The sequence below is a fragment of the Alteromonas sp. W12 genome, assembly GCF_001924945.1.
Lineage (GTDB): Bacteria > Pseudomonadota > Gammaproteobacteria > Enterobacterales > Alteromonadaceae > Alteromonas > Alteromonas macleodii.
In genome coordinates this window covers 414,120-433,848 of record NZ_LQXH01000008.1, presented here as the reverse complement: position 1 = coordinate 433,848, position 19,729 = coordinate 414,120, and the positions used below count along the sequence as shown (strand labels likewise).

The window sequence follows — 19,729 nt, the reverse complement described above, 5'->3', positions numbered from 1 at the left end:
CTTTATTTTTCTGATTTTTTAAAGTTTGTTGATCAATATTACGCCAACAAACTTTTGTTTCAATCAAGAAATTGAAAAACACTATCCATTATTTCGTAACAACATTTTTAGCCCCTTTGATCAGTGCTTCTCTGTCAATTTTATTAGGGACTTCCACTCCACGCCGTGCGGCTGGCCTCGCTTCAATACTGTTTTTCCAACGGGTTAAGTTGTCTAACCCTTCTATGCTTACACCAGACCATTCATAGGTACGCACCCAACACCAGTTCGCCATGTCAGCAATACTGTAGTCGTCGACCAAATACTCTCGATTTTCTAGCCTCCCATCAAGCACAGTAAATAGGCGGCGTACTTCGTTCTGATAACGTGCTATCGCCACTGGAATTTTTTCTTCTAGGTAGCGGTGGAACACATTAGCTTGGCCCATCATTGGGCCTATGCCTCCCATCTGAAACATGACCCACTGTAAAACCTGGCTTTTTCGCTTTGCGTCGGAGGGTAAAAACATACCGCTTTTTTCTGCGAGATAAATCATGATAGCGCCAGACTCAAACACGATGTGACCGTCGGCTTCTCTATCCACAATTACAGGAATGCGGCCATTGGGGTTCATTGCCAAAAATTCAGGAGTTTTCTGCTCTCCCTTCATCAGGTTTACGGCATGGGCGGTGTATTCAAGCCCCATTTCTTCAAGCGCTACCGACGCTTTCCAACCGTTCGGTGTGGCTGCGGTGTATAAATCTATCATTAGGCTTTTGCACTCTCTCTGTTACTTACCGCCTCATACCAGCGCGCCAGATTGACATGCTCGTCAGTCATACGAATTTTTACCACACGGGCGAAATCCATAGCGCATAACGCGGTTATATCAGCAATAGAAAAGGTGTCACCAGCAATAAACTCTTTAACACCAAGTCGACGCTCTAAAATGTTCAAATATTTCGACGCATTAATACCCGCTTCCTTACCGAATTCAGGAACCGGCGTCATACGATCTTTAAAATAGCCTGTAGTATGTTGAAAACACATACCAATTTGCATCATAAACGCGAACTCTACTTGTCGTTGCCACATAGAAATAGTCGCTTTTTCAACGGGCGTTGTTCCCATTAGCGGTGGCTCTGGCTGCAGTGCTTCAAAATACGTACAAATGGCATCGGTTTCGGCAATACAGGTGCCGTCATCAAGCTCTAAAATAGGTATCTTTCCCAGCGGGTTCTTCGCGCGCATTTCCGCAGTTAGATTTTCACCCTTTTGAATGTCGACCTGAACGTAGTCAACGTCAATGCCCTTCTCAGCCAAAAACATTCGTACTCGACGTGGGTTGGGCGCAGTCTTTGTTTCGTAGATTTTCATAATGATGATTACGGGCCTTATGGTGATTAGTCAGGAATTGTAATAACCCAAGATTAGTAACTGTGCAGTACGCTTTCAAATCACTCTGTATATGACTCATACTATTCAGCGCCTTTATGGTTATACCTCTGTGTTTTTCGCAGATAATTAACCAGTTGCAGGTCTTGAACCAGCTCTATCTAGATGCTGCTACAGCGCTGTGAGTACTTTAAGACGCTTTATTTCATTGTCAGTAAAATGGGCAGATTGATACTCTTGCAGTGCTTTTTCTATTGCGTTTGAATCAAGAGATTGCTGAACCAAGTTATCGCGGAATGTTTTGTATTCGGCAATTCTGTTTTGCCACTGAGCTTGTTGTGCCCATGTTTTGGAAAAGCGTTCTGCAACTTCGCTACCAAATTCAGCCGCCACTGCGTTATAGCGATCGTTAATAGTGCTGTGGTTGTTTTTTATTTCGTTTATTCGATGCATATTAAGCGTGGGCTGGAAGGCTTCACGTTCGGCGGAGTTTCCCGCTTTAATTGACTCGACGATAAGGGCCTTTCTTTCGTCTCTGGACAAGGTGTTTTCTTGGGCAACACTTAAACGTGCTAGCGCCGCCTCATCTACCTGCGCTTCTTGACTAAACAGATAGTGGTATTCAGTATTATTAAAGTAAGTTCGCCTAATTTCCTCTCGCTCATCTAGCTTAAACGACACATCCTGCAAGCTGTGACTGGCAAGGTCGACGTCCAATTCAACCAAAGACAGCGCCACTTTGTAATCGACATACCGGACAAATAAGTCGATTGCGTCACCTTGCGTGCTGAGTGTGAATACTTCGTGAGCATGGGTTGTGTAGGCAAGTTTCACTGCTTGCGGCACTTCTGAGGAGCGTGTAAATACGAAGCGATCGAAAGCGTCTTTGGTTGAGTAATTGAGTTCAAAGGGAATGAGATCAGCTTTTGTACGATCAGCTGCAATATCAGTGTCACTATCCCGATGGCTACCTACATCAGTTGCTTGATGTACTGGACCGCGTCCTTCTAACTCGTATTCTTCGGCTTTCGCTTGTTCACCTAAGGATGAGCGTTGACTGAAAACCTCTGAACTAGAGGTTTGGGATTCAGACGCTAACTGGTTGTAAAGAATAGCACCGAATACTAAGAGGGCGAGCAGCCCTCCTAGTATTGGAGAAACACGGCGTAATTGACGCTTCGCCACTACAGCCCTAAGCCTTTCAGTCGGTTAGCCTGACGAACAAACACGTCAACTGGGTCGGTTTCAAACCAGTGCGTTATGCCAAAGCTCTGGTTGACTTCATCAAGGTGGTTCATTTTATAGTTGTCTTTAAGTACTTTGCCTAAATGAGAACTACAGGTCGATACTAGCCCATCGTTTGGCTCTTTGAATGCGGTGCCAGTAATAGCCAAGAATGGGTCAACTACATCAAGTGCATTGGTGTAAGTTCTGCCTCCGCTCCACGAGAAATAGTACACGCCATTTTCAGCCAACATTTTTCCATCGTTGCGGCAGTAGGCAGTAGGCATCCCTTCTGGATATTTTTGATTGAAAGCAACAGAGCCAGACGTAGACAATGAATTAAGCGCAGCGATTGAATCTGTAGGTTTGTCTCGCGGATCTGACCCAGAGGCAATCTCGATGATATTGGCGAACGCATTAACTACAACGCCCGCAGCACCCTCGCCCACTGAACCTTCAGAAAAAGCGTCTCGTAGTTCATCTGCCACTTTGCTTCCCCAGTTTACGCCGGCAACTGAACTTACCGAAGCAACCTTATCTGGGGCAACGCTTGCGGCGTAACGTGCCGTTGGACCACCGTGACTGTGTCCAATTAAATTCACTTTGTCAGCTCCTGATAGCGCCAGAACTTCATCAATGTAATCGAGTAACTGTTCACCGCGGACTTCGGTCGAGTTTGCTGGTGAGACCTCTGCGATATAGACAACAGCGCCGTTTCGGCTAAGTTTGTGCGGTACCTTATAGAAATAATCAACAAATAAGATATCTTCGAACCCAAACAGACCGTGAACTAACACAATAGGATGCTTGGTTTTTGCGTAGGTGCCAGCGTAGGCTTGGCCAGACAAGCCTAATGTCATACTGAACAAAGCTAATATCACGGCGAATTTACCGAGCCAGGGTTTTGTAGAGCGTATTCTTATAGAGCGTAAGTGGTTATATAGTGTCATCGAGTGTGTCCCATAATTATGGTTATATGTGGTCTGTGGTCAGACCTTTGTTATAATTATGTAAACACTATGTAAAGATCAACCTTTGTGTGAAATCTTTAATAAAGGTTTTTACTGTGTATAGGTAAATTTTCGACGGAGTTAGTTACTATTAGTCAGTTAATTCAGAAAGATAGCGTCAGGTATGAAGTATGTTAACCCATACCATTTGCACTAAACATACAGGACATAAATAACACTTATAGTCGCTTATTTATGTTTGGAATATGCTTGAATGTAGTTTACGGCTAGGCTCGAAGTGGTTAGCCACTCTCCTTTAAGTGGGTTTAGCCTCATACCGACCTGATACTTAAGGGTAAACTCATTTCCAATCCAGCGTTTTAATTCGCTGGGCTTAACAAATTTCTTCCAGTCATGGGTTCCTATTGGTAAGTAGCGCATTACGTATTCCGCTCCCACTATGGCAACAACATAACTTTTCAGCGTGCGGTTCAGCGTCGCCAAAATCAGGAGGCCACCCGGCTTAACCAAACTTGCGCACTCGCGCATAAGCTGCTGCTGGTCAGGCACGTGCTCAACTACTTCGGCGTTAATTACCACATCATATTGCCGACCTTCTTCTACTACCTCGCTTGAGAGTTTATGCTGATAGTCTACCTTTACTCCTGTATTTTGAGCATGGCGCTTTGCCACTTCTACGCTCACCGCACTGGCATCTATTCCTGTAACTTGGGCGCCTAATTTTGCTAGCGGTTCGCTTATTAGCCCACCGCCACTGCCAATATCTATCACTGATAAGGCGGAATAATCGGGAGGCAAGTTGCCCTGACCGAAATGATTTTCTATTTGTGCTTTTATAACGTTTAGTCTTGCCCGATTAAAATCCAGCGCGGTTTTGTATTTGCCTTCTGGATCCCACCAAGAGTCAGCGAGCGCATCGAAGCGCGCAATCTCTTGTTCAGAAAAGTTACTGTCGCCTGTTTTTTTGCTTTTATCGAGCACGATTTTTTACCTTAAAACGTAGTTACCGTAGCGCTTATTGTTGACCCTTGTCGAGCAGGGTCATAAGGTGGATAGATAAGGTTCTATTCATCCTAAATTCGCGACTTGGCGATTTGAATAAGACATACCTATTAAACCATACGTTGTAAAAGAGGGTTCTGATTTTGGCGAACGCAAAAAATGTTTATGGACGCCCACTCCAGCTATGCTGTGGAAATACTGGATTTACGCGAGAAGGGTTTTGCTATGTACCAGACGCTGATGTGGGTAATCACAGCGTATGCGCGGTTGTCACTGACGAATTCCTTCAGTTTTCGCTACGACAAGGCAACGACCTCATCACGCCGTGGCCTAGTATGACATTTCCTGGATTGTTAGCAGGTGACAGGTGGTGTTTGTGTGCAGCTCGCTGGCTACAAGCCTATGAGGCAGGTGTAGCGCCGAAAGTACGCTTGGAAGCCACACATGAAAAAGCGTTAGATATTATTCCACTTTCACTGCTAGAAGAGTACGCGGCAGATTAATCTAAACCTGCCGCCTCGCCCTCGAATGCTTATATTCGCACTATTGCGCGAACATTGCTTGATTGAGCAGTGAAGTTCAATTTACTGCTGAGGAGTACGAATAACCATAAGTCGAGTCTCAGACATATCTTCAATCGCATAGCGAATACCTTCGCGCCCTAGACCTGAGTCCTTCACGCCACCATAGGGCATGTTGTCCACCCGCCAGCTAGGTACATCTCCAATGACCACACCACCAACGTCAAGCACGTCCCATGCTTTGTGCGCTTTATATATATCGCGGGTAAACACACCTGCTTGAAGTCCGTAGCGGCTGTTATTTACTTCTTCAAGCGCTTCGTCATAGTCATCGAATGGCACCAGAATAGATAGAGGGCCAAACGCTTCTTCGGCACTGGCATCACAATCCTTTGGTACATTTTCCATTACCGTAGCCTCAAGCATGGCGCCGTCTCGCGTTCCGCCGCATAGAATGGTGGCACCTTTCTCTTTTGCTTCTTCAATCCAGCCGTGAAGGCGCTCTGCTTCGCCTTCTGAGATCATAGGGCCAATAAAGGTGTCTTCATTAGACGGGTCGCCAGACACTAACGCTTTCACTTTTTCCACATAGCGTGACTTAAACTCATCGTATATTTTGCTGTGCACTAAAAGGCGCTGAACACTTATACAACTTTGCCCTGATTGATAATAAGCACCGACAATTACTCGGTCGATGGCGTCTTCAATATCGGCATCTTCATCAACTACGCATGCGGCGTTACCGCCAAGCTCCAATACCACCGGCTTCTTTCCTGCTTTTGCTTTAAGCGCCCAGCCCACATCAGGTGAACCTGTGAAGCTAAGCAGCTTTAGTCTTTCATCAGTAGTGAATAAGTCAGCGCCGTCGCGGCTACAAGGTAGAATAGAAAATGCGCCTTTGGGTAAGTCGGTTTCAGCTAATACCTCACCAATAATAAGCGCACCAATAGGGGTTCGCGAGGCAGGCTTAAGTACAAAGGTACAGCCTGCTGCGATTGCAGGAGCCACCTTGTGCGCAGCCAAATTCAGAGGAAAATTAAACGGCGATATAAATGAACATGGACCTATAGGGACCTTCTTGGTCATGCCCTGATAACCTTTGGCGCGCGCCGAGATTTCTAAATTCACCACCTCGCCGTTAATACGCACTGATTCTTCTGCCGCTATTTTGAAGGTATCGATAAGGCGGCTGACTTCGCCCTTAGCGTCTTTAATTGGCTTACCAGCCTCTATACAAAGCGCTTGTGCCAACTCATCGGCTCTTTCGGTAAAGCGCTTCACACAGTGCTCTAGCACCGCTTGTCTTTCGAAAGGAGCCATGGCGGCCATCGCAGGCTGCGCTTCTTCTGCTGCAGCAATGGCCTTATCGATGGTATCCGCATCGGCCATCGCCACCTTGGTTGCTACCTCTCCGGTGTATTTATTAGTCACGTCCAAGTCGGTATTGGCATAATGTGGCTCACTCGCTAAATAATAGGGATAGCTTTCCTTCAACATTTTTTACTCCTTACCTTTCTGTTACGTTTGGCTTAAAGCTTGGCGCTAAGCTCTTTAATCGTATGATTTAGTGTTTTGTCATTCATACTGTAATCAACTGGACAATCGATAATATGTACGCCTTTTGTGTTCAAACACTTATCAACCAAGTGAATAAGTACATCCGCATCGTCAACTCTCCAGCCCTGTGCGCCGTAACTTTGTGCGTATTTAACAAAGTTGGGGTTGCCATAATCTAAACCAAACTCATCGAACTGCATGTTTGCTTGTTTCCACTTGATCATTCCGTACGCATCGTCGCGCAAGATGATCACCACAAGGTCAAGCTTAAGCCTAACGGCAGTCTCAATTTCTTGGCTATTCATCATAAAGCCGCCATCGCCGCATACGCTTACCACAGGGACATCAGGCTTCACTAATTTGGCTGCTATAGCTGATGGCAAACCGGCTCCCATTGAAGCCAGTGCGTTATCTAAAAGCAGGGTATTCGGATGATATGCGGGGTAATTTCGGGCAAACCATATTTTATATACGCCGTTGTCTAACGTAACAATGCCGTTATCAGGCATAACTTTACGAATATCGCGTACAAGACGTTCTGGTAAGATAGGGAATCGATTATCGTCTTCTGCTTCAGCACGGTGGTCTACATAGGCTTGATGCACATCTTTGTAGAAGTCGAGTTTCCAACTGTCTTGGGGAGTAATGCCTTCTTTTATTTGCCAGATGCTGTTAGCAATATCTCCAACGACTTCGAGTTGCGGGAAGTAAACAGGGTCTACGGCAGCCGAATCAAAGTTGACATGAATCACTTTTTTATCGTTGTGGTGCATGAAGAACGGTGGCTTTTCTACCACATCGTGGCCTACGTTGATAATAAGATCGGCACGCTCTATTGCCCTGTGTACAAAATCACCGTCAGACAGAGCAGTGTTCCCTGCAAAGCGCGGGTCGCTTTCGTTTAGTACCCCTTTACCCATTTGGGTGGTAACAAATGGAATGCAGGTTTTATCAACAAACTCCCTGAGCATTTTCGCTGTTAGCTTTCTGTTTGCTCCGGCGCCAATCAATAACAAAGGTGACTGGGCTTCTTCAATCATAGTAACCGCAGCAGCAATTGCTTTGTATTCGGCGATAGGTCGACGGGCCATGCTAGGTGTTAGTATTTGGGCACTGGTTTGTTCTGCGGCAATGTCTTCTGGTAGTTCAATGTGTACAGCGCCCGGGCGCTCTTCATGGGCTAGACGAAATGCCTCTCGCACAGTAGAAGGTATTCTATCGCCACTCACAATCTGGTTGGTGAATTTAGTGATCGGCCGCATCATGTCAACGATGTCGATAACTTGAAAGCGACCTTGTTTGCTGGTTTTGATCGGCTTTTGCCCAGTAATCATCAACATTGGCATAGCGCCGAGTTGAGCGTAAGCCGCGGGAGTAACTAGATTAGTGGCCCCGGGTCCTAAGGTCGAAAGGCACACTCCCACTTTTCCGGTAAGCCTGCCGTAAGTAGCAGCCATAAAGCCAGCGCCTTGCTCGTGACGAGTCAGCACCAGTTTAATAGAGGACTCGCGCAACGACTCAAGTAAGTCGAGGTTTTCTTCACCTGGGATTCCAAAGACGTATTCCACGCCTTCTGCTTCTAACGCTTTAACAAATAAATCGGACGCTTTCATGTGCTGCACGCTCCTTGTAATTTGAGCAGAAAATAAAGTGCTTATTAGTTGTGCTACGAAACAATGCTGCGAATGGGTTTACTGTGCGTAATAAAATGCCCGTTGCTAACGGGCATGTTAAAAAATAGTGTATAGGAGAGAAAAAGGAAGTCTAATCACTGATTATTATGCGCTTGTATGCGAGCAAAGAACCATCTTCGTTTTGTGACACACTAAATGTATATTCATTGTAGTCACTGCCAAACACTGTATCTTGCCCCAGCAACGTGTCTGGCTCACCCCGGTGACTGTAGTCGGGATGATTGGTGCAAATGTCTTGGCAAAAGCTATCGGAAAAGCCAAATTGAGAAACCAATTGATCAGTATTGTTGCGACGTATACGAAAATGGATGTGGATAGCTCGGCTGCTGTACCAGCCGGGAAAACAGCTTTTTAGGTTTATTCTTCCGCTAGCATCTGTCACCGCAATACCTCTGAACCACTTCGCACTTAATACATCCACTTCATTTCCCGTGCAAAATGCCGAATTAAATCCGCTGGCATCGGCACTATCACTGGTATCTCCTGAATAAACGCCATCTACATCGCAATGCCATACTTCAATTTCATAACCCGATAGGGGATTACACGCTTCATCGATTAACTGAAGACACAACATCATCGGCAAACCTGTTTGCTCATATGAGATGTCGTCAAGATAGTCACTTTGAAAATAGCACGGGCCTTCCGTTTGAGAACCTGTGAGAGCCACACTGCATACAGAAGCAGTGTCAAATAAACTATCGTCTGGAAAGTCTGACGTCATAGCTGACGTGCCACCGCTTGCCCAACCGTCAAAATCTTCTTCAGGTTCGGCATTTGAATCGGTGTCGTTATTGGAAGATGAGGAGTTAGATGCTGTGGAACTTGTAGAGGTGGAATTAGAACCTCCACAACCCCACAACCCGATAGCAATAGGAGCCAATGTAAGCCCCACCGCTGTTTTCATAAAGCGGCGTCGCTTGAGCGGCTTTTCCGTTAATTTTTTTGATGTCATCGTACGTTGCCCTTGGTTGTCTTTGCAAAAAAGACATTTAGCTAAAGGGCAAGGTTCTCTTATTTACTCAAGCTTTACGTAGCTTTACACAGTAAATAAGCAAAGTGAAAAAAGCGCAGGTATTTGGGTTATTAAACCTAGGTTATTCAGCACTCCATTCGGATAGCGCCTTCTGTGCTACTTTATCTACCTCATGTTTATTTTCGCTTATCCACCAGCGCTCCATAATACGGACATTTTTCTGATTGGCTTTATAGAATATATCCACAATGTCGCCAACAAATGGAATAAAACCTAAGCCAAAGTCGATTGCTGAGTTTTTTACCATTTGAGCTATTAGCGCTTTGGGCATACCCAATGATTTTCCCAGCCAAACTATTCGAAGTGAAACGAAGAGCATCAGCGCGTCACCGGCTCCTGGGATAAGGCCCACGATTGAATCCAAGCCTATTCTTATTGGGATAAAAGGAAGCTTTACAGCAGTATCCAGCAAGTTCGCCAGTTTTTGCGCTTTAAGTAGTGCCTTTGGTGCTTTGCCTTCCACGACCTTATCTCCCTTTTAATATAATAAATGCGCCACCAAGGGTGATTTCCCTATTGGTTTTCCTCGAAACGTTTACTGTCAGCTTTTCAAACGCTACTTTTCAGCGCCTAGCGCTCTTGCTAAGCCTGCGCGCAAACCGTTGTCCGACTGTACTGTCCACCCATGCAGGTTTTCTTGCACTATGTCAAAAAGCACGTCTATATGTTCTTTGTCACTGTTAAGTGCCGCGATGTATTCATAGCGCTCACCACCAGCTTCCATAAAGTACTCGCGATTCTCTTCACCAATTTCTTCAATAGTTTCCAAGCAATCGGCTGAGAAGCCAGGGCACATAACCTGAATGGATTTCACCCCTTTTTCAGGTAAAGACTTTAACGTTTCATCTGTATACGGTTTCAACCACTCTTCTCGACCAAAACGAGATTGGAAGGTTGTCATATATTCGTCGTGTGAAAGGCCAAGTTTCTCGGCAAGCAAGCGCGACGTTTTGTGGCACTCGCAGTGATAGGGGTCACCATTCATTAAATAGCGCTTAGGAATACCGTGGTAAGACAAAATAAGCTTGTCCGCCCTTCCATGGGTTTCCCAATGCGCTTTTACTTTGTTCGCCAGCGCGGTAATGAAATTATCGCGGTCGTGATAGTGATTCACGAAGCGAAGTTCTGGGAGCCAACGGCGAGAGGTGAAATCCTTAGCGATAGCATCAAATGTGGAGCCAGTTGTCGACGCGCTGTATTGAGGGTAAAGCGGTAAAACGACGAGTTTGCGTACGCCTTTTTCCAACATGGACTCGATGGTATCACCAATGGCGGGCTTGCCGTAGCGCATGGCAAAATCAACAATTACGTCATCGCCATATTGGGCTTTACAGCGTTCAGCAATAGCTGATGCTTGCGCTTTAGTAATGGCCATAAGTGGAGAGCCTTCTTCCGTCCATACGGTGGAATAAGCCTCAGCAGAACGCTTAGGGCGAAAGTTTAAAATGATACTATTTAATACAAACCACCAAATCGCTTTAGGCACTTCCACAACCCGCGGGTCAGAAAGAAACTCTTTCAAATAAGGGCGTAACGCCTGCTTAGTTGGCGCTTCCGGTGTCCCCAAATTCGTTACCAGTACGCCAATTTTATCTGGTTGCCCGTGAGTAAAACCTTTGTTCGATTTGTATTTCATGTATTCATAGTCCGAGAAGTACTGCGCTATATCCGTATTATACTGAATTACCTTAGATTATGATCTGCTATAACGCCAAAAAAGTGCGATTGCGTTAATAGATTTTGGACATTAAAAAAGCGACAGGTGTTCGAAAATACTTTTCAAAAACACATGCCGCTTTCTTAGTTTGCTGCCGCATTATGCGTGAGGCAGCCCGTAAAGCTATCTATTTAAGGCTGATAGTAAGTCGCTGCGCCCGGGCCTACCGGCATACCGAGTAGGAACACCCAAATGTAGAACAAAATTGTCCAACCTACGATAAACACCATTGAGTAAGGCAGCATCATGGCAATGAGCGTGCCCATTCCCAAGTCTTTCTTGTACCTTGCAGCCATGGCCAAGATGAGTCCGAAATAGCTCATCATAGGTGCGATAACGTTTGTGACTGAATCACCAATACGGTATGCAGCTTGAATCACTTCAGGCGCGTAACCTATGAGCATGAGCATTGGCACAAAAATAGGTGCTGTTACCGCCCATTGCGCTGATGCACTCCCTAGCGACAGGTTCACTACACCACACATCAAAATGAACAGAATAAACACCGCTGGGCCATCTAACCCTGCCGCTTGTAACAACGCAGCACCTTTAACGGCTAATACTGTGCCTAGGTTTGTCCATTTGAAAAACGCAACAAACTGCGCAGCAAAGAATACTAGCGTAATGTAAAGACCCATTGCCCCCATGCTTTTAGACATGGCATCAATAACATCTTTGTCGTTCTTCATCGACTTGGTAACTTTACCGTAAACAAAGCCAGGAATAGCAAAGGTGATAAATATGAATGCAACAATGCCTTTAAGGAACGGAGAGCCCGCTACTTCACCTGTTTCTGGATGACGCAATATACCGTTTTCTGGCACTACCGTTAGCGCTAGTATCGCGCAAACAATAACAAACGATATACCTGCCCAACGCAGGCCTTTCTTTTCTAAATCCGTAGGCGCGTCCATAGATTGCTTGCCTAAATCTATGGAAGCATCAGCAGGGTCAAATTTGCCGAGTCTCGGCTCAACAACCTTTTCGGTGACCAACGCGCCCATTGTGGCTACAACGAAGGTACTGATGAACATGAAGTACCAGTTTACTTCTGGGCCTACCATATAGTCGGGGTCAATCATGTGAGCAGCGGCTTCCGTGATACCCGACAACAGTGGGTCGACAGTTCCAAGCAGTAGGTTGGCGCTATAGCCAGCCGATACACCTGCAAACGCGGCGGCCAGCCCCGCTAACGGGTGACGACCTAACGAGTGGAAAATCATCGCTGCCAGTGGAATAAGTACCACGTAGCCAAGCTCTGATGCAGTGTTTGAAATGATACCTGCGAAGACGATAGCAAAGGTCACGGCACGTTTAGAGGCATTCATCACCAACGCGCGCATTGCTGCTGATAACAGGCCAGAATGTTCTGCTACCGATACACCAAGAAGCGCAACAAGTACAGTACCCAGTGGCGCAAAGCCTGTGAAATTGGTAACCAAGCCTGTCACTATTCGCTGCAAGCCTTCTGCGCTCATCAGCGATATGACTTCAATCATACCGTCTTCTTCACGCCCCTTTGCACCTATTGGGCGAGGGTCAGCTACAGCAATGTCAAAGTAACCAAGTATCCCACTAAGTAACACAATGAAAAGTGAAAGCAGAGCGAACAGCGTTACTGGATGTGGGAGCAGGTTTCCTAACCATTCCACCGTGGTGAGAAATCGCGAGAATAACCCACCTTGTCCGCCCCTATCATCGGCAGACACTGTATTTGTATTTTCCGTTGTCAAAATCTTCCCTCTGTCGTTTATTGACGTCTACCACACCAAGGTTAATGCTGGGAAGGCATCAACCTTGTACATAAATAGTGACGTGTTTTAATAGTATTCAGACGGTATTTTACCCGATTTAGTAAAATTTTGGCAGTAGATAGGGTAAATGAAGGGTTAAGTCAGTGTACATTTTCCTAAATTGCCCGGCTACACAGATTAAATATAACTCGCTATATCATACCGTTAGCCTTTCAAAAGGCGTAAAAAAACCAGTCTAAAAAGACTGGTTTTTAAAGCTTCAAATTACGGCTATTTAGTTACCGTTTGACTTGTTCATATACTTGAAGAAGTCGCTGTCTGGTGCAATAACCATGACATCTTGTTTGCTGTTAAAGCTTTGCTTATACGCGTCCATACTGCGCAGGAAGCTGTAAAAATCAGCGTTCTTTGAGTAAGCATCAGCGTAAATTTGTGCCGCAATCGCATCACCTTCACCGCGAAGTTGACGTGCATTACGCTCAGCATCAGCAAGCATTACCGTTACCTTCGCATCAATGTTTGCCTTAATGACTTCGGCTTGCTCTTGACCTTCTGAACGATGCTCACGAGCTACGGCGGCACGCTCTGCGCGCATACGCTGGAAGATCGAGTTGCTCACTTCAGTGGGTAAGTTAATCTGCTTAACGCGTACGTCTACAATTTCAATACCAAGCTCATCAGACGATGTAGAAGCTTGTTCCATTGCCTGGTTCATAAGCGCTGAACGCTCACCAGAAACGATTTGTGCAATAGTACGAGTACCAAACTCAGAACGTAGGCCGTTGTTTACTTTTTGCTTCAGTAGCGCTTCTGCTTGCAGCTTGTTGCCACCCGTTGATAGGTAGTAACGTGCAAAGTCTTCTATGCGCCACTTAACATAAGAGTCAACAATCAGGTCTTTCTTCTCGCTTGTTACAAAGCGATCAGGCGTTCCATCCAACGTTTGAATACGCGCATCTAAATGGCGTACCGAGTCAATAAACGGAAGTTTAAAGTGTAAACCTGGCTCAAAAACCCGAGTTTCACCGGTCGCGTCATCGCGCTGAACCTTACCAAATTGAATAACAATGGCACGCTCACCCTCTTTAACTGCAAACAGAGAACCTGATGCAAGCAAAACAAGAAGAACGAATGCTGCTATTAATAAATTCTTCATTATGCTTATCTCCCTTCTCTGTAGCTGTCACCGCGTAAACCAGAGGTTGGCGACGAATTACGGCTTCTGCCTGAAGTATCAGTTACAGGTGTTTGTAAGCTTTCTAGCGTATTGCGTGAGCGATCGTTAGACGACGACTGCTGACGCTCCATAATTTTATCCAGAGGCAGGTACATCATGTTGTTTCCGCCTTTGCTATCAACCATGATTTTGCTGGTGTTACCCAACACTTCTTCCATGGTTTCAAGATAGATACGTTCGCGAGTAACCTGAGGTGCGCGCTCATATTGTGGAAGCAGCTCTTCAAAACGTGCCACTTCACCCTGCGCTTCCAACGTTACACGCTCTTTATAGGCTTGCGCTTCTTCATTCATACGATTTACTTGACCACGTGCACGTGGCTCAATCTCTCTCGCATAAGCTTCAGCTTCACGAATAAAACGTTGTTCATCTTCCTGTGCAGCAATCGCATCATCAAAAGCATCTTTAACTTGCTCTGGTGGGCGGGCATCACGGAAGTTCATATCGATAATGGAAACACCCATGTTGTAGGGTTCAATGATCGCTTGAAGCTCTTCCCATACACGCTGACGCGTTACTTCACGGCCGTCGGTAAGTACGTCGTCCATTTTAGAGTGGCCAACTACGTAGCGAATAGCGCTATCAAGAGACTGACTTAAACTCTGCTCAGGGCTTTCAACGGCAAACGTCCAACGATATGGGTCTACAACGCGAAATTGCATTTCCATTTGAACGCTTACCACGTTTTCGTCTTCTGTAAGCATAGAGCCTGAAGATGACTGGTCGCGAATTGACTGAACATCAACTGGGATTACTGAGTCAATGAACGTTGGCGCCCAACGAAGACCCGGCTCAACCTGCTCGTGATACTCACCGAAGCGAAGCACTACGCCACGCTCTGCTTCACGAATAGTGTAAAAACCACTAATGAACCAAATTACGACAAGTAAACCTACAAGAATACCAGCGCCGATACCACCTAGGCTTTTGCCTGAGCCGCCACCGTTGCCACCTGACTTTCCAAACTTACCAAATAAGTTCTTAAAAACATCGTCCAAATCTGGGGGACCTTGCTCTTTCCCACCGCGATTCTTCCACGGGTCGTTATTATTGCCACCCGGCTCATTCCAAGCCATGCTGATACTCCATAGATTACTGTTATATTTTTGAATTTCGCATGCTCAATGCAGTGACTAGCACTGACTAATGTCGCACAACATACTCTGATATTCCGTTTTCCAGACGTTTTTCAAGTCTGTTCCAGTCAGCGGCGGGCATTCTTACATCAACTACCCAGTCTCCCTGACTGTCGTATTCTTCACTAGCAATACAGTTTAGTTCGTACAACACGCCGCGCAATCGACTTTGTGCAGGCGGAATCTTTAATGTGTAATTCACCATACTTTTACCTAAACATTCGGTTAAAGCTTGGCTCAATAATTCCGTTCCTTCGCCTGTTTGTGCAGATAGCCACACTCTGACAGGCACGCCTTCGTCGTTTCTTTCTATACGCGGTTGAACGTCGTCTAGTTTATCAATCTTATTACAGATTAGTAATTGTTGAATCTCTCCAGCTTCAATTTCTTCAAGTACATCATTAACTTCATCCATGGTTTCGCGATATTTTGCATCAGCAATATCAACCACATGGAGCAGTAAATCTGCTTCTTGAGTCTCTTGAAGTGTCGCTTTAAACGCAGCAACGAGGTCGTGGGGAAGATGACGAATAAAACCTACCGTGTCGGCTAAAATAGCCGGCCCTACGTCTTTTAAATCGATTTTGCGTAACGTGGGATCTAGCGTTGCAAATAGCTGATCGGCAGCGTAAACGTGTGAGTCGGTAATGGTGTTAAACAGCGTCGATTTTCCCGCATTCGTATAGCCAACTAAGGATACCGTTGGAATTTCAGCGCGTTTGCGCGAGCGGCGACCCTGCTCGCGTTGCTTTTGCACTTTTTCCAAACGACGAAGAATGGCTTTAATACGACCACGAAGTAGTCGACGGTCAGTTTCTAGCTGTGTCTCACCTGGACCGCGAAGACCAATACCACCTTTTTGACGCTCAAGGTGGGTCCATCCTCTGATGAGACGAGTTGAGATATGCCTCAACTGGGCTAGTTCGACCTGAAGCTTACCCTCATGTGTTCTTGCGCGCTGCGCAAAAATATCGAGAATTAGCCCCGTTCTATCTAACACCCGGCATTTACACACCGCTTCTAAATTACGCTCCTGAGAAGGAGAAAGCGCGTGGTTGAAAATAACAACGTTGGCATCGTGTGCTTTCACTGCCGCTGCTATTTCCTCTGCCTTACCTGAACCAACAAAAAACTTAGCATGAGGCGCACTGCGCGAAGTCGTAATAACTTCTACCGCATTAACCCCTGCTGAAGACACAAGCAATTCAAGCTCACTTAAGTCTTCTTTACTGTTCTCGTCGGAAAAATTAACATGAACAAGTACAGCCTGTTCACCGGCTTCATAACGGTCAAACAAGCGCGTTACCTTTTAAATTATTCACCTTTAGTATTTTCAGAATCTCCTGCGCTAGGCATTGTGATAGCGCGTGCTGGAACAACAGTAGAAATCGCGTGCTTATACACCATTTGGCTTACTGTGTTCTTCAGTAAAATTACGAACTGGTCGAAAGATTCAACCTGTCCCTGAAGTTTAATACCGTTTACCAGATAAATTGATACTGGAATACGTTCCTTACGCAAAGCGTTCAAGAATGGGTCTTGTAAAGATTGCCCTTTAGCCATTTGATATCCTTAGTTTTTATTATTCGTGATAGGAATTTCACTATCACTGCACGTCTAATATATACCACACTCAAACATTTAAAGTGTGACTTTCGCTGTAATTTTAGTCAAATTATCGTTAGCAAATGTGTCTAGCCATGTAACCTGCTCCCAGCCCCGTAACCACGTGAGCTGACGCTTGGCGAGCTGTCTTGTAGCGATAATGCCTCTTTCACGCATTTCTGCGTAACTCAATTGGCCGTCTAGGTACTGCCACATCTGTCTGTACCCTACCGAACGAATAGAAGGCAAATCTTCATGAAGATCACTGCGTTCGTAGAGTTTTACTACTTCATTCTCAAACCCTTGCTCCAACATCAAATCAAAGCGGGTCGCTATACGTTCGTGCAACACTGCCCTGTCTGCGGGCGCTATGGCAAATTGTGCAATGTTATAAGGGCACTTTTCACCCTCTTGTTGTTGCCAATGTGTCAACGTCTTGCCGGTACTTCTATACACTTCCAGCGCACGGGTAATTCGCTGTGGGTCGTTGGGGTGAATTCTCTCACCACTAATTGGGTCTACACCACGTAATTCATCGTGTAATTTAGACCAACCCAAGCGTTGTGCCTGCTGTGTTATTTCGTCCCGTATCTTTTCATCTGACTTAGGTAGTGGCGAAATTCCATTTATCAAGGCATTAAAGTACATCATTGTACCTCCAGCCAAAATTGGCACCTTGCCACGCGCTAAAATATCGCCAATTAGCGCATTAGTGTCGTTTACAAATTGCGACACCGAATAGCTTTGTGCAGGGTCGATAATATCAATTAGATGATGTACTACACCTGCTTGCTCTTCCTGTGTTGGCTTCGCAGTGCCGATGTCCATACCTTTATAAACAAGGGCTGAATCAACACTAATTACTTCGCTTTCAACCTTGGCCGCTATATCAAGCGCCAAGCCTGTCTTGCCTGATGCCGTGGGGCCCATAATTGCTATTACTGGCAATGCAGAATTTATGCCATTGGACACCTTATTCTCCCCATACATCTAGCACTGAATTTAAGGGGCGCACTTTAGCAAATTGCTCAATAATTTCCCATTGTTTCACTTCGCTCTGCTGATCCAACCAGTACCACAGCGCATTTGATGTCTCTTCATCTAAAACATGTTCAGGCAAAACCAATGATCTTACGGCATCAGCAAGTGAATTTACTTCATCATTTAGTTCAACTAATAAGAAGTATTCAAACCACTTGAGCCACGGCAAGTGCCTGGTACCGGCCGGCACCTGTTGCAGCCGATATTTGCCAGCCACTTTATTCACTTCAAAATGCGCGTCGTTTAGCAGTGTAACCAGTTGCTCATTGACATTATTGAGCGAAACAGCAACGGGCATTAACAACGGTTGTCCATGCTGCGCTTTTAAAAATAGTTCGCTTAACCAGATACTTGCAACTTTAGTTGCACAAAGAAGGTAAATTTTTTCTGATTTTGGGTAAATTCTACACTGGGAAGTTAGATTGACGTGCTCTGCAACGGGCATCGGGTCTGCATTGTTGTTAATAATGTCGCTATTTGGCGTCATTAACGCATTGTAATTTGACTGATATGCCGCACTTGGCCCTCGACTTTGCTTATGTGCAGCGCCACCACTTCGTCCACCACTGGCACTTCCCGAGGATGTATTTCTTGGACTGCCTGTAAATTGCCCATAAGACTGTGGCGCGCCTTGCGAGATTCCCCCCGTCGAGTAACGAGAAGACTCGTTGAACGCCTGTGCATTATCCGACGTTTGATTCTGTAAAGGCCTAATGTAATCGTGTTCTACCTGAGAAGACATGAAATCTGAGCCCGAAGGACGGTTTGCGTCCATTCCTGATAAAGGCTGTTCGTCGGTCATGGCGTGCAGCGCATCACTCACGGTTTTACAGATAAAGTCGTGCACCAATCTGCCTTGTTGAAACCTCACCTCATGCTTGGCGGGATGAACATTTACATCCACATCTTTAGGGTTAACCGTTAAGTACACCACAAAGCTTGGTTGCTCCACCACACCCCAAACGCTTTCGTACGCTTGGCGAATAGCGTGCATAATAAGCTTATCTCGCATGCCTCTGCCGTTAACAAAACTGAACTGGCAATCATTGCTGCTGCGAAGCATGGCCTCATTACCTAGCCAAGCATCAATCTGAAGACCTTCATACTCAGTACTAATATGTACGGCGTTTTGAACAAACTTTTGTCCAACCACAGCGCCAATTCGGGTGGCTAAACTGCCTGCTTTGTCGGCGATAAAGCGCTTTGCTACTTTATCGTTGTGTTTTAAAACAAATGAAACCTTGGGATAGCTCAGTGCTATGCGTTTTATGACTTCTTCAATATGCTGAAATTCGGTTTTTTCGGTGCGTAAAAACTTACGTCTTGCTGGCGTGTTGTAGAACAGATCTGCCACGTCAATTGTGGTGCCAACAGGGTGGGCCGCTGGCTGAATATTTACCGCCATTTCCCTACCCTCACAGTAGGCCTGCCACGCCTCTCCTTGAGACTCAGTGCGCGATGTCAGTGTTAACCGGCTTACCGAGCTAATACTGGCCAGCGCTTCGCCACGAAAGCCAAGAGAGAGAATTTGTTCTAAGTCATCCAGAGTGGTGATTTTGCTGGTTGCATGGCGACTTAATGCCAGCTGCAGTTCACTTTTGACAATGCCTGACCCATTGTCTTTTATTCGAATGCGTTTGTGGCCACCTTTTTCAATATCGACTTCTATTTTGGTGGCACCAGCATCAAGGCTGTTTTCTAGTAATTCTTTAACCACAGACGCGGGGCGCTCAACCACTTCACCAGCGGCAATCTGGTTTGCAAGTTGGGGAGATAAAAGCTGTATAGGCAAAGGACTACCCTATGATATTAACTATATGGATTCGTGGCGATACGATATGTAAGTGCTATGAGTGCTGA

General features: G+C 45.7%; 18 protein-coding genes. 1 reads left to right on the top strand and 17 read right to left on the bottom strand.

All coding sequences use genetic code 11. The features are described 5' to 3' along the window. Window positions 1-88 precede the first annotated feature (88 nt). From AWH61_RS13245 to ubiG, 5 genes are all read right to left on the bottom strand, one after another. A complete protein-coding gene (locus AWH61_RS13245; RefSeq protein WP_014951077.1) occupies window positions 89-748 on the bottom strand; it encodes a glutathione S-transferase family protein in 660 nt (219 codons plus the stop codon). Next, the gene (locus AWH61_RS13240) at window positions 748-1,356 is read right to left on the bottom strand and encodes a glutathione S-transferase family protein (RefSeq protein ID WP_014951078.1); all 609 of its coding nucleotides are present in this window, start codon (window positions 1,354-1,356) and stop codon (window positions 748-750) included. The genes AWH61_RS13245 and AWH61_RS13240 overlap by 1 nt, the downstream gene beginning before the upstream one ends. A 189-nt stretch (window positions 1,357-1,545) precedes the next feature. Then, window positions 1,546-2,559 carry a lipase secretion chaperone gene (locus AWH61_RS13235; protein ID WP_075177293.1) on the bottom strand — a complete coding sequence of 338 codons (1,014 nt, stop codon included), beginning with the start codon at window positions 2,557-2,559 and terminating at the stop codon, window positions 1,546-1,548. Further along, window positions 2,559-3,548 carry an esterase/lipase family protein gene (locus AWH61_RS13230; protein ID WP_014980553.1) on the bottom strand — a complete coding sequence of 330 codons (990 nt, stop codon included), beginning with the start codon at window positions 3,546-3,548 and terminating at the stop codon, window positions 2,559-2,561. Before AWH61_RS13230 ends, AWH61_RS13235 begins: the two co-directional genes overlap by 1 nt. Window positions 3,549-3,797: 249 nt before the next feature. Beyond that, on the bottom strand, window positions 3,798-4,550 hold the full coding sequence (ubiG, locus tag AWH61_RS13225; protein ID WP_039233595.1) for a bifunctional 2-polyprenyl-6-hydroxyphenol methylase/3-demethylubiquinol 3-O-methyltransferase UbiG: 753 nt from the start codon (window positions 4,548-4,550) through the stop codon (window positions 3,798-3,800). Window positions 4,551-4,714: 164 nt separating this feature from the next. On the opposite strand from ubiG, the gene AWH61_RS13220 reads away from it, so the two are divergent. After that, window positions 4,715-5,074: a DUF2237 family protein gene (locus AWH61_RS13220; RefSeq protein ID WP_014951082.1), complete on the top strand. Its 360-nt coding sequence runs from the start codon at window positions 4,715-4,717 to the stop codon at window positions 5,072-5,074. Window positions 5,075-5,155: 81 nt separating this feature from the next. Here AWH61_RS13220 and AWH61_RS13215 read toward each other — a convergent pair whose 3' ends face one another. From AWH61_RS13215 to mutL, 12 genes are all read right to left on the bottom strand, one after another. Beyond that, window positions 5,156-6,589, bottom strand: coding sequence for an aldehyde dehydrogenase family protein (locus tag AWH61_RS13215; protein WP_014977646.1), 1,434 nt, complete (start codon window positions 6,587-6,589; stop codon window positions 5,156-5,158). A 32-nt stretch (window positions 6,590-6,621) separates the two neighbouring features. Further along, window positions 6,622-8,262: an acetolactate synthase large subunit gene (locus AWH61_RS13210; RefSeq protein ID WP_014951084.1), complete on the bottom strand. Its 1,641-nt coding sequence runs from the start codon at window positions 8,260-8,262 to the stop codon at window positions 6,622-6,624. 151 nt (window positions 8,263-8,413) lie between these two features. Next, window positions 8,414-9,298 carry a dioxygenase family protein gene (locus tag AWH61_RS13205; protein WP_075177292.1) on the bottom strand — a complete coding sequence of 295 codons (885 nt, stop codon included), beginning with the start codon at window positions 9,296-9,298 and terminating at the stop codon, window positions 8,414-8,416. A 142-nt stretch (window positions 9,299-9,440) separates the two neighbouring features. Next, complete coding sequence (locus tag AWH61_RS13200) at window positions 9,441-9,842, bottom strand: DUF4112 domain-containing protein (RefSeq protein ID WP_075177291.1); 402 nt, start codon at window positions 9,840-9,842, stop codon at window positions 9,441-9,443. 93 nt (window positions 9,843-9,935) lie between these two features. Beyond that, window positions 9,936-11,015: a ferrochelatase gene (gene hemH, locus AWH61_RS13195; protein WP_075177290.1), complete on the bottom strand. Its 1,080-nt coding sequence runs from the start codon at window positions 11,013-11,015 to the stop codon at window positions 9,936-9,938. Between the two features lie 212 nt (window positions 11,016-11,227). After that, window positions 11,228-12,829: an AbgT family transporter gene (locus tag AWH61_RS13190; RefSeq protein WP_207198752.1), complete on the bottom strand. Its 1,602-nt coding sequence runs from the start codon at window positions 12,827-12,829 to the stop codon at window positions 11,228-11,230. Between the two features lie 295 nt (window positions 12,830-13,124). Beyond that, on the bottom strand, window positions 13,125-14,006 hold the full coding sequence (gene hflC / locus AWH61_RS13185; protein WP_014951089.1) for a protease modulator HflC: 882 nt from the start codon (window positions 14,004-14,006) through the stop codon (window positions 13,125-13,127). Between the two features lie 5 nt (window positions 14,007-14,011). Next, complete coding sequence (hflK, locus tag AWH61_RS13180; protein ID WP_014951090.1) at window positions 14,012-15,163, bottom strand: FtsH protease activity modulator HflK; 1,152 nt, start codon at window positions 15,161-15,163, stop codon at window positions 14,012-14,014. Window positions 15,164-15,230: 67 nt separating this feature from the next. Beyond that, window positions 15,231-16,520 carry a ribosome rescue GTPase HflX gene (gene hflX / locus AWH61_RS13175; protein WP_014951091.1) on the bottom strand — a complete coding sequence of 430 codons (1,290 nt, stop codon included), beginning with the start codon at window positions 16,518-16,520 and terminating at the stop codon, window positions 15,231-15,233. A gap of 17 nt (window positions 16,521-16,537) precedes the next feature. Further along, window positions 16,538-16,786 (bottom strand): RNA chaperone Hfq, encoded by a 249-nt coding sequence (gene hfq / locus AWH61_RS13170; RefSeq protein ID WP_014951092.1) that lies wholly within the window; start codon window positions 16,784-16,786, stop codon window positions 16,538-16,540. A gap of 78 nt (window positions 16,787-16,864) precedes the next feature. Continuing rightward, window positions 16,865-17,818 (bottom strand): tRNA (adenosine(37)-N6)-dimethylallyltransferase MiaA, encoded by a 954-nt coding sequence (gene miaA, locus AWH61_RS13165; RefSeq protein ID WP_052234870.1) that lies wholly within the window; start codon window positions 17,816-17,818, stop codon window positions 16,865-16,867. Continuing rightward, window positions 17,802-19,661 (bottom strand): DNA mismatch repair endonuclease MutL, encoded by a 1,860-nt coding sequence (gene mutL / locus AWH61_RS13160; protein WP_075177289.1) that lies wholly within the window; start codon window positions 19,659-19,661, stop codon window positions 17,802-17,804. Before mutL ends, miaA begins: the two co-directional genes overlap by 17 nt. Window positions 19,662-19,729: the final 68 nt, after the last annotated feature.